A 14,928-nucleotide genomic window follows, 5' to 3' on the forward strand; every position below is an offset into this window, starting at 1 on the left:
ATCGCATGACTGAAGAACCCAGCAAAACCGAAGCAGTTGCAACGACCAAAGAGCCGCAAAAAACGCTAACCCCAGCGGCGCAGCGCGCGTTGACCGAAGCCGAAGCGCGTCGCCGGAACTACCGAGCGGCCGAAGCGCAATTGCCGAAGGAAATCGGCGGTCGCGGCGGCAAGGAGCCCGGCCGCTACGGCGACTGGGAGGTGAAGGGGCTCGCCACCGACTTCTAAGCAACCGCACGCTCGGGCGCGAGCGCGATCCAGCCACTGACGTCCGTAGCGATGCCGATTTCGTCATAGGAACGGATTGTCGGGTGCGGCGTGACCAGCGGGTGGACATGCGTGGCGCTGATCACCACCACCGACGCGCCGGAGGCCTCGCCTGCCGCGATGCCCGCCGGCGCATCCTCGAAGACCAGGCAGTCGCGCGCCTCAACGCCGAGACGCTTTGCCGCCAAAAGGAAGCAGTCAGGCGCCGGCTTGCCATGGGTGACATCTTCCGCCGTGACCATCATGGCGGGAACCGGAATACCGGCCGCCTCGATGCGCAGCAGCGCCAGCTCGCGCGGCGCCGAGGTGACGATCGCCCAGCGCTCCGGCGGCAGCGATTGCAGAAACGCGATGGCACCGGGAATCGGGACGATGCCTTCGAGGTCCTCCGCCTCGGCCTTGAGCAGCGCATCGGCTTCGGCGACGGCGTCGACGCCCGGCAGCTTCAGTCCCGCGATCGTCTCGATCGCGCGCTTGCCATGGATCGTGGGCAGGAAGCTCGCCACGTCGAGGCCGTGACGCTCCGCCCATTTTGCCCACACCCGTTCCGCCGCGGCGATCGAATTGAGCACCGTGCCGTCCATGTCGAACAGGAAGGCGGCGAATTTTGAGCCTGCAAACATCGGATGTCCTGGAGAATCGTTTTCGGGAGGGGCGAAACGCAAAGCCCAGCTTAGACCGGCCGGCACCGCCTGAGAAGGCGAAAGCCCGCCATTTCATCCCGGCACGGGAACAAGCTCCGGCTCGCGGCGTTGAGCGGGCAGTCTTTCCAGAATCATCAAGGGGGGCATGCGATGCTGATCCGGCTCGGCTATGAAATCGCCATCGAATGCGCGGCCGTGACGCCGATCATCTCGCTTCTCGACATCCATCCGGACCGCCATGCCGACATCAAGCGGCAGACGCGGGTCCTCACCTCGCCCTCGGTGCCGACCCATACCTATCGCGACCGCCACGGCAATATCTGCCGTCGTTTCACGGCGCCCGCAGGAAGCTTCCGCATCCTTTACGACGCGGCGGTCGAGGACAGCGGCGAGACCGACACGGTCAATGTGCTGGCAGTTGAAACGCCGGTCGCGGAATTGCCGGACGATGTGCTGGTCTATCTGCTCGGCAGCCGCTACTGCGAGACCGACCACCTCAGCGATGTCGCCTGGCAGCTTTTCGGCCATTTGCCGCCCGGCTGGGCGCGCGTCCAGGCGATCGTTGATTACGTCAACAGCAGGCTTTCCTTCGGCTACGGCTATGCGCGGGCCACGCGCACGGCGGCCCAGGCGCATGAGGAGCGTGTTGGGGTGTGCCGCGATTTCGCGCATCTGGCGATCGCGCTTTGCCGATGCATGAACATTCCGGCGCGCTATGTGAACGGCTATCTCGGCGATATCGGCGTGCCGGCCGACCCGGCGCCGATGGATTTCTCGGCCTGGATGGAAGTCTTCCTTGACGGCAAGTGGTACACGTTCGATCCGCGCCACAACCAGCCGCGCATCGGCCGGGTCGTCATCGCCCGCGGCCGCGACGCCACCGACGTGCCGCTCCTGCACAGTTTCGGCCCGCATCGGCTCACCCTGTTCAAGGTCTGGACCTACGAGCAGGAAGGCAACCGCTTCAATCCTCCGCATCACGGCGTCGATCGGACGGCCAGCGCGCAGATGCTGGGGTAGGTTCTGTCGATATTCAGGTGAGGCCGGCCTGCGAAGGACGGCCTCCTGCGCTTCCGGTGCTCACGTACTTTAAGCACGCTCCGCTCCGGTTCTCGGAAGCCGCCCTTCTCGACTCGGCTGACCCGAATCTCAACAGACCCTGCGCTGCGCCATGTTTCACCGGAGCCGCTGACCCGCTTCGGCACAGTTCGATTGTGCCGAAGAGAGAACGACCGCGACAGTCTTCAAGACTATGGTAAGCGCTTCATGAAGGTCGCGTTTCCAAGGCATTTTCGTTTACTTCCGGTTCACCTTCAGATTTGCCGAAAGTCAGCAAAAACAACGGATTAACCTCTTGTTAATCGCCTTACGGCGGCTTCTGGCCGAAATCCTGCAACGCCTCTGCCGAGCGGCACGGTGCCGCGGACAGTGGAGGCGGAAGGGATGCGGCAGTTCAGAGGTGTCGTTCGTGGGGTGGACGGCTTTGCCCGCAACCGCGAAGGCAATTTCGCGGTACTGTTCGGAGCTGCCGCATCGGTCCTCGCGCTGGGGGTGGGATTCGCGGTCAACATCTCGCAACTCTACAATGCGAGATCGAGCCTGCAGGGCGTCGTCGACGCCGCCGTGACCTCGACGGCCCGCGATCTCACCCTCGGCGTCATCACGGAAACCGATGCCAACAAAACGGTGCAGGCGTTTCTCGACGCCAACAGCACGGCCGGCATCCTGCAGGCCAACCAGATCGTGCTCGACAGGCTCACGGTCAACAGGACGGCCAACACCGTACAGGCGGATGCGCATGTCGATGTCGGCCTCTATTTTCCGCTGTTCAGCACCAGCACCATGCGCCGCGTGACCGCCTCGACCTCGGCGCTCTATTCAGACAAGACCGTCGAGGTGGCGATGATGCTCGACGTCACCGGTTCGATGAGGCCCGACTGGCGCACCAAGACCAACAAGATCGGCGACCTGCAGGCAGCCGCATCACAGACGGTAAAGGATCTCCTGGATCAAAACCGGGATCCCAACGATCCCCGGATTCGGGTATCGATCATACCCTACGCCGAAGCCGTCAACACCGGCGGCCTGGCCGATACCGTCTTCGTCGAGACCGAGACGGGGCCGAAAGTGCCGCCGCCGATCGATGCCCCGGTAGCGGTTTCCGCTACGGTCTCCGATCATTGCGCAACCGAGCGCAAGGACAAGGACGGCTACGCCGATTATTCATCGGACGGGCCCTACACGCAACGGCGGGACAACCAGGGCAAGATCTATCTGGCCAAAGTCAACCGCGACTACCGCATGACGCTATGCCCTACGGCTGCGCTGGTTCCGCTGACCGCTGATGAGGACAAGCTGCTGACGGCGATCGATCATTTTCAGGCTGGAGGCGTGACCGCAGGCGGCATTGCCGCGCAATGGGGCTACTACATGCTCTCGCCATCCTGGCGCACGGCAATTTCGAGCGCCCGCCTGGGTGCCGGCCCCGCCAACTTCGATCGGAACAGGGTGGCCAAGATCGCCATTCTGATGACGGACGGCCAGTTCAACACAGCCTTTGTCGGCGGACGCGGCGCGTCGCGGTCGCAGGATCAAGGTCAAAAGTCGCGCGCCAATGCCGAAAACATCTGCGATAACATGAAACGCGACGGCATCGAGATATTCACCATCGGCTTCGATCTCAACGACCCGGCTATGTCCGCGACCGAACGCGATCAGGCCAAGTCGCTGTTGAAGGACTGCGCGACTGACGACACCTCGTCGCTCAAGCATTATTACGAGGCCGCCAACGGCGCCGAATTGAAACAGGCCTTCGGCGAAATCAGCCGCAATATCGAAAAGCTTACAATCAGCCGCTGAACTGCAGCGCCGACCCCAAAAAGGAAAAGGCCGCCGCTTCTTGACGAAGCCGGCGGCCTTCCGTGTTTCCGTCCATGACGCGGCTTCCGGCGGCAACCCCATCGGGCTACCTGCCGCGCGTCTCGCGCCTTAACGGGAAGACTGCTTCCCGAAAGTGCAATCCGCTGAGCTCACGTTATGGAAAACGAAATCACTCGACATCGGATCACCTCCTTTCAGTTCGTTGAACACACACAGATGATGGGGTGCGTCGCGGCAAATGGCAAGGTGCCGCGACGGAATGGCAAGCGGGAAATCCCTGCCCGCGGTGTTTTTGGGCAACAGATCGGGATTGCGCTACGCAGGCCAGTTGGATGACAGTGGCGCCCGGGAGGGCCCGCATTCGACGCATCGGGAGGTGAGAATGGACGCCGCCGACAAAGCCGCGCGGATCGCACGAACGGTCGTCGAGACGCTGAAACCGGGTTTCGCGGTCAAGCTCTGGACCGGCGAGCGCATCGGTCCCGCCGGCGGTCCGGTGCTCACCATCAACGACCAGGATATCGTCTGGCAATTGCTTCGCCGGCCGCGCTTCTCGACGCTGGTCGAGATGTGGATTTCCAAGACCATCGACATCGAAGAAGGCACGCTGTTCGATTTCTACGCGCTGCCTTCGCAAGGCAAGCTCAAGACGAAGCTCAGATCGTTGCCGAAGCTGGCGATTTTGCGCGACCTGCCGGCGGTGCTTTTCTCGCGCAAACAAATGACGGCGCGCAGCGATCTTTCCGGCCGCAACCCTTATGTCAGCGGGTCGAACAAGGAGGCGATCCAGCACCATTACGACATTTCGAACGCCTTCTATCGGCTCTTCCTCGACGAGCGCATGGTCTACAGCTGCGGTTATTTCAGGGATTTCGCCAACGGCATCGATCAGGCGCAGATCGACAAGCTCGACCATATCTGCCGCAAGCTCAGGCTCAAGCCGGGCGAAACGTTGCTCGACATCGGCTGCGGCTGGGGCGCGATGCTGATCCATGCGGCGAAGCATTACGGCGTCGTCGGTCACGGCGTCTCGCTGTCGCAAGCCCAGACGGAGCTTGCCCGCGAGCGCATTCGCGCCGAGGGGCTGCAGGACCGCATCACCATCGAGATAAAGTCCTATGCCGAGCTCTCCGGCAGCTTCGACAAGATCTCGTCGATCGGTATGTTTGAGCATTTAGGGATCGCCAACCACGCTGCCTATTTCTCGACTGTCCATCGCCTGCTGAAACCCGGCGGCATCTATCTGCACCACGCCATCACCCGGCGCAGCAAGGGCGACCTGAAGAAGACCCTGCGCAAGGGGCCGGAATACAAGGCCCTGATCAAATACATCTTTCCCGGCGGCGAGCTCGACACGATCGGCATGACGCTCGGCAATCTCGAGGCGCACGGCTTCCTGGTCTATGACGTGGAAAACCTGCGCGAGCATTATGCGCAAACCTGCCGCCTGTGGGCGGAGCGCCTCAGTGCACGCTTCGACGAGGCGGTCGCCGAGGTCGGCGAGCCCAAGGCGCGGCTGTGGCTGCTCTATCTGACGGGTTGCTCGATCACCTTCGAGCGCGCCTCGGCGCAGATTTTCCAGACCGTCGCCACCAGGCGCGCCCGCGGCCCGAGCGGCCTGCCGCCGACACGGGCGGATTTGTACCGGTAGACCCGACCCGCTTCAGTCCATCAAGCGCATCGGCGCGCCGAGCTCGATCCGTGCCGGCCGGTCGACCGTGCAGTAGACGCCGAGATTATGGGCATTGTGGCGTACCAAATTGCGCAGGATGCCGGGATCGGTGTCGAAACCGTCCTGGGCGATGATGGTGAAGCCGCAGCGGCGGCACGGTTCGGAGACGGTGAGCAGCAGATCGCCGACCGCGAGCTTCCTGCCGATCCATTGCGTCTCCGGAAAGGCGCCTTCGACCGGGTCCATCTCGACGACGATGTTGGGCCGGAAGCGGCGCGGATCGGGCACCCCTTCGGGATGCAGCGCCTTCAGTCTGGCCAGCGAGGCGGTGGTGAGCAGATGGATCGGCGCCTTGGCATAGCGGGGCTCGGTCAACGGGCCGGTGTAGCCAGGCGCTGCGTTCTGCGCGCCGAACGGCCGGATCGAGGCCTCGAAGCCGAGAAAGGCCGATACCGTGCGGTCGCTTTCAGGATCCGGCGCCGGCAGCCATTCGCCGCCGGGCACCGCCACTTCGAGCCGCCATTCCTTGTTCCTCCGGGCCTCGCTCAGCCGGGTGCGAATCAGCGGCACCTTGTGCCACTTGGCCTCGCGGTCGGGCCTGGCGATCTCGCCGTCGGAAGCATCAACCAGTCCGAACAGCCGGTCGCCGTCGACGGTCTTCAGCCCGACGGAGATGGCGTCACGCCGCTCGCCGGCGAGCGAGCTCGCCGGATAGCGCCAGAGCTGGCTGACCGTGCCGAGGATTGCCTTGCCGGTCATCAGCCCTTCTTGTTCTGCCGGTTGGCGACGAGATCGTCGACCACGGCCGGATCGGCCAGCGTCGAGGTGTCGCCGAGCGCGCCGAAATCGTCCTCGGCGATCTTGCGCAGGATGCGCCGCATGATCTTGCCCGAACGGGTCTTCGGCAGGCCCGGCGCGAACTGGATCTTGTCGGGCGTGGCAATGGCGCCGATCTCCTTGCGGACATGCGCGACCAGCTCCTTGCGCAATTCCTCGCTCGATTGGGTGCCGGCCATCAGCGTGACATAGCAGTAGATGCCCTGGCCCTTGATGTCGTGCGGGTAGCCGACTACGGCGGCTTCCGACACCTTTTCATGGCTGACCAGGGCCGATTCCACCTCGGCCGTGCCCATGCGGTGGCCGGAAACGTTGATGACGTCGTCGACCCGGCCGGTGATCCAGTAATAGCCGTCGGCGTCGCGCCGGCAGCCGTCGCCGGTGAAATATTTGCCCTTGTAGGTCGAGAAATAGGTCTGCACGAAGCGGTCGTGGTCGCCATAGACGGTGCGCATCTGGCCCGGCCAGGAATCGGCGATGCAGAGATTGCCGTCGGTGGCGCCGTCCAGCACCTTGCCTTCGCCGTCGACCAGCTGCGGCTGGACGCCGAAGAAGGGCCGCGTGGCGGAACCCGCCTTGAGGTCGGTGGCGCCGGGCAGCGGCGTGATCATGATGCCGCCGGTCTCGGTCTGCCACCAGGTGTCAACGATCGGCACCTTGGCGTTGCCGACGACGTTGTAATACCACTCCCAGGCTTCCGGATTGATCGGTTCGCCGACCGAACCCAGCACGCGCAGCGACTTGCGCGAGGTCTTCTTCACATGGCTGTCGCCGGCGCCCATCAGCGCACGCAGCGCCGTCGGCGCGGTGTAAAAGATGTTGACCTGGTGCTTGTCGATCACCTCCCAAAAGCGCGACTGCGAGGGATAGTTCGGCACGCCCTCGAACATCAGCGTCGTGGCGCCATTGGCCAAAGGCCCGTAGACGATGTAGCTGTGGCCGGTGACCCAGCCGACATCGGCCGTGCACCAGTAGATGTCTCCGTCATGGTAGTCGAAGACATATTGGTGCGTCATCGAGACATAGACGAGATAACCGGCGGTGGTGTGCAGCACGCCCTTCGGCTTGCCGGTCGAGCCGGAGGTGTAGAGGATGAAAAGCGGGTCTTCCGCCTTCATCTTTTCCGGCTTGCAGTCGGCCTTAACGGTCTGCGCCTCTTCATGGTACCAGACGTCGCGTCCCGGCACCCAGCCGGTCTTGCCGCCGGTGCGGCGCACCACCACGACCTTCTCGACCTTGGTGCCGGCCTTGGCGGCGATGTCGATCGCCTTGTCGGTGTTGTCCTTGAGCGGGATCGGCTTGCCGCCGCGCAGGCCCTCGTCAGCGGTGATCACGATGGTCGATTTACAGTCGTCGATACGGCCGGCCAGCGCATCGGGCGAGAAGCCGCCGAACACGACCGAATGGATCGCGCCGATACGCGTGCAGGCGAGCATGGCATAGGCCGCTTCCGGAATCATCGGCATGTAGATGGTGACGCGGTCGCCCTTCTTGACGCCATGCTTCTTCAGCACGTTGGCGAAGCGGCAGACATGCGCGTAGAGCTCGTTATAGGTGACCTTGCGGTCGTCATAGGGGTTGTCGCCTTCCCAGATGATGGCGGTCTGGTCGCCGCGCTTCTTCAAATGCCGGTCGATGCAATTGTAGGAAACGTTGGTCTGGCCGTCCTCGAACCACTTGATCGAGACCTTGCCGTCGAAGGAGGTGTTCTTGACCTTGGTGAAAGGCTTGAACCAATCGATGCGCTTGCCGTGCTTGCCCCAGAACTTATCCGGATTTTTCACGCTGTCGGCATACCATTTGAGATAGGTGTCGTTGTCGATCAACGCGTTCTTCTTCCACGCCGGCTGGACGCGGTGGACATGCACATCGGACATTTCTTTGCTTTCCTCCCAAACCATCCACCGGCTTGCGCCGCCGGCGCCATCGCGGCGAAGCGGCCGCGAATTCGCGGGCATTATTAACAGTTCCGCGGTGACGGCAACATTAGACGTTGGATTCGCGTGGCGGGATGACGCAGGGGCAATTGGACCAGCCATTAGCACTCTCGCTTCGCGGCTGCTAACCGCCTGTTTTAACGACAAAAATTTTGCAGAGTCTCGAAGAAATCCATAGACAGTTAAGCAACCGTGGGCACAATTCAGCGTTGGGAGGAAGGAGAATCAACCAAGGAAACGCAATGCGCGACAATTCCGAAATGGATCTGATGCTCAGGGGATACGGGCTGACTACGGCTAAGATCCTTTATCATTACCCCGATCACCCGCACCTGCTGCAAAGCTATGTCTGGCAGGACTATGACCTAGCTCCGGAATTCCCGGTGCTGATCCGCTTCATCGAGTTCTGGAAGACCAAGCTCGACGGCCCGCTGCATTCGGTCACCTACACGCATCAGAAGCTGATCGCGCCGAACGAGTGGCGGAAGGTGGATGGGGAGTTTCGGGTGCACTGAGGCGGCGGTACAGCTGATCTCCCCCGCAAGGGGGGAGATTGGCAGTTTCAGCGCTGGCTTCACACCGCCGGCGGGTTCAACCGGGCGAAGCCTTCCTGGCGGCGATAGGGGAAGTACGGATAAGGCGCCGTCACCGCGCTTGCTTCATCGAGCGCCCCGATCTGCGTCGGCGTCAACGCCCAACCGACGGCGCCGAGATTCTGGCGCAGCTGCTCCTCGTTGCGCGCGCCGATGATCACCGATGCCACGGTCGGCCGCTGCAGGAGCCAGTTGAGGGCGACCTGCGGCACGGTCTTGCCGGCCTCGGCGGCGACCGCTTCCAGCGCATCGATCACCTTGAAAAGCTGCTCGTCCTCGACCGGCGGGCCGAAATCGGCGGTGCCGTGCAGCCGGCTCTTCTCCGGCAAGGGTTTTCCGCGGCGGATCTTGCCGGTGAGCCGGCCCCAGCCGAGCGGGCTCCATACCAAGGCGCCGACGCCCTGGTCGAGGCCGAGCGGCATCAGCTCCCATTCATAGTCGCGCCCGACCAGCGAATAATAAACCTGATGCCCGACATAGCGCGGATAGCCGTGCTTTTCCGCCAGGCCGAGCGATTTCATCACCTGCCAGCCGGAGAAATTGGAGACGCCGACATAGCGCAGCTTGCCGGAGCGCACGAGGTGATCCAGCGTCGACAGCACCTCCTCGATCGGCGTCGAGGCGTCGAAGGCGTGGAGCTGAAGCAAGTCGATATAATCGGTGCCGAGGCGCTTCAGCGCCGCGTCGACGGAGCGAATCAGGCGCGAGCGGGACGAGCCCCAGTCGGCCGGGCCATCGCCCATCGGCAGGGATGTCTTGGTCGAGATCAGCACCGCGTCGCGGCGGCCCTTGATGGCCTCGCCCAGCACCTCCTCCGAAGCGCCGTTCGAATAGACATCAGCCGTGTCGAAGAGGTTGACGCCCGCTTCCAGGCAGATGTCGACCAGGCGGCGCGCTTCCTTCGCGTCGCTGTTGCCCCAATGACCGAACAGCGGGCCGGAGCCACCAAAAGTTCCGGCGCCGAAGGAAAGGGCGGGCACTTTCAGGCCGGAGGCCCCGAGAGGTCGATAATCCATGTTTTTTCTCTCCTGATTGGATGTCGAAGGGAGTCAGCGCTCAGCACTGCGCCGTGACCGGCTTGCCGATCGCCCGGCCGCGCTCGAGGCGCAGCGCGATCAGCACGACGCCGAGCGCCGCGAGCGGCACCAGGCCCGCGACCAGGGGTACGGCGCCGAGGCCGGGGCCGTGGTCGATGACGAAGCCGCCGAGCCAGGCGCCGATGGCGTTGCCGAGATTGAAGGCGGCGATGTTGAAGGAGGAGGCCAGGCCCTGGCCGGCGCCCTTGGCCTTCTCCAGCACCCACATCTGCAGCGGCGCGACAGTGGCGAAAGCGGCAGCGCCCAGCAGGCCAACGGCGACGATCGCCGCGACCGGCTGGTGGATCGCCGCGGCCATGATGAACAGCACCGCCGACAGGCCTATCAGCGTGCCGACGACCGTCGGCACCAGGTGCCGGTCGGCGAGGCGTCCGCCAAGCAGATTGCCCGCTACCAGCCCTGCGCCGAAGACGAGCAGGATCGGCGATACGGCTCCCTCGGAAAAGCCGGTGACTCGGGTCAGGATCGGCGCCAGATAGGTGAAGGCGGCAAAGACGCCGACCCAGCTCAGCACCGTGGTCAGAAGGCCGAGCAGCACTGCCCGGCGGCCGAGCACGGCGAGCGTGCCTTCGGCGCTTTCCTCCTCGTCCCGCGTCGCCGGCTCGTCGCGCGGCACAAGCAATGCAATCACCGCAAAGGCGACGACGCCGACCAGCGTGACCGCCAGGAAGCTCGAACGCCAGCCATAGGCCTGGCCGAGCCACGTGCCGAAGGGCACGCCGAGGATGTTGGCGCCGGTGAGACCGGTGAACATCAGCGCGATGGCCGAGGCCTTCCGGTTGGGCGCGACAAGGCCGGTCGCCACGACGGAGCCGACACCGAAGAAGGAGGCATGGGCGAAGGCGGTCAGCACACGCGCCGCCATCAGCGTCCAGTAGTCGGGCGCCAGCGCACAGGCGAGGTTGCCGACGGTGAAGACCACCATCAGGGCAAGCAGCAAGGTCTTGCGCGGCAGGCGTCCGGTCAAGGCGCCAAGCAGCGGCGCGCCGACGACGACGCCCAGCGCATAGCCGGTAATGAGCAGGCCCGCGGCCGAGATCGAGACGCCGAGATCGGCGCTGACATCGAGCAGCAGGCCCATGATGACGAATTCGGTGACGCCGATGCCGAAGGCGCCGGCGGTGAGGGCATAAAGAGCAAGGGGCATGGCTGCGGTCCGGTTGATCAGGAAGGGACGCTCAGTCCCGCGCCCCGACCGGAAGATCGTGATCCGCCAGGTTGTGAACCAGCTTGCATCGGGCACATTTTCTGTGAAATAGATTCACGAATGGCAAGGCCCGACATCAACCGCTCCGGCGAGATCGAAGTGTTCGTCCGCGTCGTCGAGGCGGGCAGCTTCTCGGCCGCGGCGCGGGCGCTGCGCATGACGCCGTCGGCGGTGAGCAAGCTGATCGCGCGGCTGGAGGCGCGGCTTGGCGCGCGGCTGATCAGCCGATCGACGCGCAAGCTGCAGCTGACGCCGGAAGGGGCTGCCTTCCATGACAGCGGCCAGCGCATCCTCGCCGATCTCGACGCGGCCGAGCGCGAAGCGGCGGCAGGCGCGGCGCCGCGCGGCAGGCTGAGGGTCAACTCCTATGTGCCGTTCGGCCAGCACCGGCTGATGCCGCTCTTGCCGCGCTTCCTGGAAAATTATCCCGAGATTTTCGTCGAAGCCGTGCTGACCGACAGTGTCATCGACCTTCTGGAAGAGCGCGCCGATGTCGCCATCCGCGCCGGGCCGCTGCGCGAGTCACGCCTGGTTGCGCGCAAGCTCGGCCAGAGCCGGATGGTCCTGGTCGCGTCGCCTGCGTATCTTGCAGCGCGCGGCAGGCCACGCGCATTGTCCGACCTCGCTCGCCACAACATGCTGGCCTTCGGCTTCGCCAGGCACATAGAGGGCTGGCCGTTTGTCGATGCGACAGGCAAATCGATCATCATGCCGATTGTCGGAAACATGTCGCTGACCGACGGCGAAGCGATGCGGCGAACGACGCTGGCAGGAGCCGGCATAGCGCGGCTGGCGCGCTGGCATGTCGAACCCGACATCGCCGCCGGGCTGCTCGTGCCGTTGCTTGAGGAGTTCAATCCAGGCGACGAGGAGCCGACGCATGCCGTCTATGTCGGCCAGGGCAAGCATCTGCCGGCCCGCGTCCGAGCGTTCCTCGATTTTCTCGCGGAAAGCGTTCGTCTCTGAATGAGGAAAGAGCCGCGCGCCAATGGCACGCGGCTCCGACCTGTCTGCTTGAGCGGAATTACGCCTTCGGCACGAACGGCGCGGGACGCCGGCCGGCGCCTTGCCGCTCCAGCATCCAGCCGGGATACTCGGCAGGCAGCGCGCTTACCTCGTCGAGCCTGGCGAGGTCGTCGGCATCGAGCTTCACGCCGGTCGCGGCGAGGTTCTGCTCGAGCTGGTCCATGCGGCTGGCGCCGATGAGGACGCTCATCACAAAAGGTTTGGCCAGCACATAGCCCAACGCCACCGTGGCGACGCTGACATCGTGCTTTCTGGCGACCTCGCGCATGACCGCAACCGCCGCCCAGGCGCGGTCCTCATTGACCGGCGGAAAGTTGAAGGAAGCGCGGCGGCCTTCGCCATTGCCGGGCGCGCCGGGGCCGTATTTGCCGGAAAGCAGCCCGCCGGCCATCGGCGACCAGACCATCAGGCCAAGCTTTTCCTCGTTGATCAGCGGCACGATCTCACGCTCGAGATCGCGGCCGGCGATCGAGTAGTAGGATTGGATAGTCTCGAAGCGGGCATAACCTTTGCGCTCCGCGATGCCCAGCGCCTTGGCGATGCGCCAGGCCTGCCAGTTGGAGACGCCGACGTAACGGACCTTGCCGCTGGCGACGAGATCGTCGAGCGCGCGCAGCGTCTCGTCGATCGGCGTGACCGTGTCGGTGCCGTGCAATTGGTAGAGGTCGATGTGATCGAGCTGCAGTCGCTCCAGGCTGCGGTCGACCGAATCCATGATGTGACCGCGCGAGGAGCCGCGCTCGTTCGGCCCGTTGCCCATGGCGCCATGCACCTTGGTGGCGATGATAACATCCGAACGTTTCACGCCGAGATCCTTGAGCGACTGTCCCAGCAGCTGCTCGGACTGGCCGAAGGAATAGACATCCGCGGTGTCGAAGAAATTGACGCCGGCGGCGATCGAGCGGCCGACGATCTCGTTGACGCCCTTCTGGTCGAGACTGGCGATCAGGCCCCATTGGGCATTCTCGCCGGCGGCGCCGAATGTCATGGTGCCGAGGCAGAGTTCGGATACGAACAGGCCGGTGTTGCCGAGCTGATTATAACGCATGGTGAGATTCCCCGAGAAAGGAGTGAATGTGCACCAAGCAAAATAGGAACGGTCCGTTTCGTTTCAAGTTCTGGCGCAAGCGCGGTGGTCAACTTGATGTGAAGTTGCCAATCAGCGGATCTTGAAACGTCAGACTTCCCAGGGATTGACGACCGTCACGCCCATGCCTTCGAAGTCGGCCACGTTTCGAGTGACCAGGATCAGGTCGTACACGACGGCGGTTGCCGCAATGAGGGTGTCGGCGTTCCCTCGCGTACGTCCGGCCGTGATGCGGCCCCACGCGAGGGCGACCTCTTCCGTGATCGCCAGGATGCGGTCCGCATTGTCTCGGCGCAGTTCCCGCAGCCAGACGTCAAGCCGCGCTGCCCTGTCGGGGTCGGTCTTGCGCTGCTTGACGATCCCACGTTCGATCTCACCAATGGTGATCACACTGAGACTGATCGAGGTCGGATCAACCGAAGCCAGCCAGGCGGTTGGTTTCGGCAGCCGCCTTTGCACGTCTGAAACAACGTTCGTATCGAGCAGATACATCAGAGGTCGACGTCCCGGATCATCGTATCCGAGCGGCGGGTGATTTCCTTATGAAACTCATCGTCCCAGCCGGGGCCGGTCAGAAGATATTCGGCGAGCGATTTCTTCTTCCCGGCCAAGCGGTCGTAGTCCTCGGCGGACAGCACGACCGCAGCCCGTTCGCCGCGAAGCGTCACTGTCTGCGGCCCCTCGGTTCGCGCGCGCTGGACCACTTTTGAAAAATTGTTCTTCGCGTCCTGAAGATGCCAGTTCATCCGCAGCTCCTAGCTAGCTTGGCTAGATATAGCGTGGCGGCAGCGGATCATCAATCAACCCCACGGAAAGATAGCGGGTGACGGCGTCACCGGTTGCCGAAGATTGCCGACCCGACCCTGACGCTGGTCGCGCCGAAGGCGATGGCGGTCTCGTAATCGCCGGACATGCCCATCGAGAGCTTCGCGACACCGGCCTCGCGGGCGAGCTTTTCCAGCAGCGCGAAATGCGGGCCGGGGTTTTCATCGGCCGGCGGGATGCACATCAGGCCTTCGATGGCGAGACCGTGCATGTCGCGGCAGCGTTTGACGAAAGCGACCGCCTCGCGCGGCTCGATGCCGGCCTTTTGCGGCTCGGAGCCGGTGTTGACCTGGACATAGAGTTTCGGCGCCCGGCCCTGCCGCGCCATTTCTTTTGAAAGCTCGGCGGCGATCTTCTCACGGTCGACCGTCTCGATGATATCGAAAAGCGCCACCGCTTCCTTGGCCTTGTTGGATTGCAGCGGGCCAATCAGGTGCAGCTCGATATCAGCGAATGCCGCCTTCAGCGCCGGCCATTTGCCTTGCGCTTCCTGCACGCGGTTCTCGCCGAAGACGCGCTGGCCTGCCTCGATGACGGGGCGGATGTCCTCGGCCGCGAAGGTCTTCGACACCGCCACAAGCGTGACGGCGCCGGGCGCTCGCTTCGCCTCGCGCTCGGCGTTCGCGATCTTCGCCCTGACCGCGTGAAGCTGCTCTACGGCGTTCGTCATGCCACTATCCTGCCTATAGTTTTCATGGTCGGCCGGCTCGCCGCAGTTGACGGGTCCGGCAATCCATGGTGAACACCGCGACGACATTGTCTCGGCTGCCGGCCCAGGCGTGTCGATATTCAGGTGATGCCGGCCTGCAAATGCCGGTTTCCTGCGCTTCCGGTGCTCACGTACTTAAGTACGCTTC

The 14,928-nt window shown here is 63.9% G+C and carries 15 protein-coding genes; 6 read left to right on the top strand and 9 right to left on the bottom strand.

The features are described from left to right. The first annotated feature begins 5 nt into the window (after window positions 1-5). A complete protein-coding gene (locus LB529_RS21340; protein ID WP_140841867.1) occupies window positions 6-227 on the top strand; it encodes a DUF1674 domain-containing protein in 222 nt (73 codons plus the stop codon). On the opposite strand, the gene LB529_RS21345 is transcribed toward LB529_RS21340, so the two are convergent. Further along, a complete protein-coding gene (locus tag LB529_RS21345) occupies window positions 224-889 on the bottom strand; it encodes an HAD-IA family hydrolase (protein WP_224712253.1) in 666 nt (221 codons plus the stop codon). The two genes, LB529_RS21340 and LB529_RS21345, sit on opposite strands and share 4 nt — an antisense overlap. Window positions 890-1,060: 171 nt before the next feature. Here LB529_RS21345 and LB529_RS21350 point away from each other — a divergent pair, with 171 nt between their 5' ends. From LB529_RS21350 to LB529_RS21360, 3 genes are all read left to right on the top strand, one after another. Further along, window positions 1,061-1,930 carry a transglutaminase-like domain-containing protein gene (locus LB529_RS21350; RefSeq protein ID WP_224712254.1) on the top strand — a complete coding sequence of 290 codons (870 nt, stop codon included), beginning with the start codon at window positions 1,061-1,063 and terminating at the stop codon, window positions 1,928-1,930. Window positions 1,931-2,353: 423 nt separating this feature from the next. Next, window positions 2,354-3,769: a pilus assembly protein gene (locus tag LB529_RS21355; protein ID WP_224712255.1), complete on the top strand. Its 1,416-nt coding sequence runs from the start codon at window positions 2,354-2,356 to the stop codon at window positions 3,767-3,769. 403 nt (window positions 3,770-4,172) lie between these two features. After that, window positions 4,173-5,441: an SAM-dependent methyltransferase gene (locus LB529_RS21360; protein ID WP_224712256.1), complete on the top strand. Its 1,269-nt coding sequence runs from the start codon at window positions 4,173-4,175 to the stop codon at window positions 5,439-5,441. A gap of 12 nt (window positions 5,442-5,453) precedes the next feature. Here LB529_RS21360 and LB529_RS21365 read toward each other — a convergent pair whose 3' ends face one another. Further along, entirely contained in the window at window positions 5,454-6,221 is a 768-nt protein-coding gene (locus tag LB529_RS21365) for an MOSC domain-containing protein (protein ID WP_224712257.1), read from the bottom strand. Further along, entirely contained in the window at window positions 6,221-8,176 is a 1,956-nt protein-coding gene (acs, locus tag LB529_RS21370; protein WP_224712258.1) for an acetate--CoA ligase, read from the bottom strand. The genes LB529_RS21365 and acs overlap by 1 nt, the downstream gene beginning before the upstream one ends. Window positions 8,177-8,478: 302 nt before the next feature. On the opposite strand from acs, the gene LB529_RS21375 reads away from it, so the two are divergent. Then, a complete protein-coding gene (locus LB529_RS21375) occupies window positions 8,479-8,751 on the top strand; it encodes an usg protein (RefSeq protein ID WP_095769745.1) in 273 nt (90 codons plus the stop codon). 59 nt (window positions 8,752-8,810) lie between these two features. On the opposite strand, the gene LB529_RS21380 is transcribed toward LB529_RS21375, so the two are convergent. Together LB529_RS21380 and LB529_RS21385 are read right to left on the bottom strand one after the other, a co-directional pair. Beyond that, window positions 8,811-9,845, bottom strand: a complete 1,035-nt coding sequence (locus LB529_RS21380; protein ID WP_224712259.1) for an aldo/keto reductase — start codon at window positions 9,843-9,845, stop codon at window positions 8,811-8,813. 40 nt (window positions 9,846-9,885) lie between these two features. Further along, window positions 9,886-11,073: an MFS transporter gene (locus LB529_RS21385; protein WP_224712260.1), complete on the bottom strand. Its 1,188-nt coding sequence runs from the start codon at window positions 11,071-11,073 to the stop codon at window positions 9,886-9,888. Between the two features lie 120 nt (window positions 11,074-11,193). On the opposite strand from LB529_RS21385, the gene LB529_RS21390 reads away from it, so the two are divergent. Continuing rightward, window positions 11,194-12,099 carry a LysR family transcriptional regulator gene (locus tag LB529_RS21390; RefSeq protein ID WP_224712261.1) on the top strand — a complete coding sequence of 302 codons (906 nt, stop codon included), beginning with the start codon at window positions 11,194-11,196 and terminating at the stop codon, window positions 12,097-12,099. A gap of 58 nt (window positions 12,100-12,157) precedes the next feature. Here the strand turns inward: LB529_RS21390 and LB529_RS21395 are convergent, their stop codons facing one another. The 4 genes from LB529_RS21395 to LB529_RS21410 form a co-directional block, all read right to left on the bottom strand. After that, window positions 12,158-13,207 (bottom strand): aldo/keto reductase, encoded by a 1,050-nt coding sequence (locus LB529_RS21395; RefSeq protein ID WP_224712262.1) that lies wholly within the window; start codon window positions 13,205-13,207, stop codon window positions 12,158-12,160. 129 nt (window positions 13,208-13,336) lie between these two features. Next, entirely contained in the window at window positions 13,337-13,738 is a 402-nt protein-coding gene (locus LB529_RS21400) for a type II toxin-antitoxin system VapC family toxin (RefSeq protein ID WP_224712263.1), read from the bottom strand. Continuing rightward, the gene (locus tag LB529_RS21405) at window positions 13,738-13,992 is read right to left on the bottom strand and encodes a type II toxin-antitoxin system Phd/YefM family antitoxin (RefSeq protein WP_095769739.1); all 255 of its coding nucleotides are present in this window, start codon (window positions 13,990-13,992) and stop codon (window positions 13,738-13,740) included. Before LB529_RS21405 ends, LB529_RS21400 begins: the two co-directional genes overlap by 1 nt. Before the next feature lie 86 nt (window positions 13,993-14,078). After that, a complete protein-coding gene (locus tag LB529_RS21410; RefSeq protein WP_095769738.1) occupies window positions 14,079-14,741 on the bottom strand; it encodes a YggS family pyridoxal phosphate-dependent enzyme in 663 nt (220 codons plus the stop codon). Between the last annotated feature and the right edge of the window lie 187 nt (window positions 14,742-14,928).

This window comes from Mesorhizobium sp. CA5 (assembly GCF_020165105.1).
Lineage (GTDB): Bacteria > Pseudomonadota > Alphaproteobacteria > Rhizobiales > Rhizobiaceae > Mesorhizobium.

Coding starts and splice junctions, on each gene's coding strand:
- LB529_RS21340 (WP_140841867.1), top strand. CDS start 6: ATGACTGAAGAACCCAGCAAAACCGAAGCAGTTGCAACGACCAAAGAG.
- LB529_RS21345 (WP_224712253.1), bottom strand. CDS start 889: ATGTTTGCAGGCTCAAAATTCGCCGCCTTCCTGTTCGACATGGACGGC.
- LB529_RS21350 (WP_224712254.1), top strand. CDS start 1,061: ATGCTGATCCGGCTCGGCTATGAAATCGCCATCGAATGCGCGGCCGTG.
- LB529_RS21355 (WP_224712255.1), top strand. CDS start 2,354: ATGCGGCAGTTCAGAGGTGTCGTTCGTGGGGTGGACGGCTTTGCCCGC.
- LB529_RS21360 (WP_224712256.1), top strand. CDS start 4,173: ATGGACGCCGCCGACAAAGCCGCGCGGATCGCACGAACGGTCGTCGAG.
- LB529_RS21365 (WP_224712257.1), bottom strand. CDS start 6,221: ATGACCGGCAAGGCAATCCTCGGCACGGTCAGCCAGCTCTGGCGCTAT.
- acs (WP_224712258.1), bottom strand. CDS start 8,176: ATGTCCGATGTGCATGTCCACCGCGTCCAGCCGGCGTGGAAGAAGAAC.
- LB529_RS21375 (WP_095769745.1), top strand. CDS start 8,479: ATGCGCGACAATTCCGAAATGGATCTGATGCTCAGGGGATACGGGCTG.
- LB529_RS21380 (WP_224712259.1), bottom strand. CDS start 9,845: ATGGATTATCGACCTCTCGGGGCCTCCGGCCTGAAAGTGCCCGCCCTT.
- LB529_RS21385 (WP_224712260.1), bottom strand. CDS start 11,073: ATGCCCCTTGCTCTTTATGCCCTCACCGCCGGCGCCTTCGGCATCGGC.
- LB529_RS21390 (WP_224712261.1), top strand. CDS start 11,194: ATGGCAAGGCCCGACATCAACCGCTCCGGCGAGATCGAAGTGTTCGTC.
- LB529_RS21395 (WP_224712262.1), bottom strand. CDS start 13,207: ATGCGTTATAATCAGCTCGGCAACACCGGCCTGTTCGTATCCGAACTC.
- LB529_RS21400 (WP_224712263.1), bottom strand. CDS start 13,738: ATGTATCTGCTCGATACGAACGTTGTTTCAGACGTGCAAAGGCGGCTG.
- LB529_RS21405 (WP_095769739.1), bottom strand. CDS start 13,992: ATGAACTGGCATCTTCAGGACGCGAAGAACAATTTTTCAAAAGTGGTC.
- LB529_RS21410 (WP_095769738.1), bottom strand. CDS start 14,741: ATGACGAACGCCGTAGAGCAGCTTCACGCGGTCAGGGCGAAGATCGCG.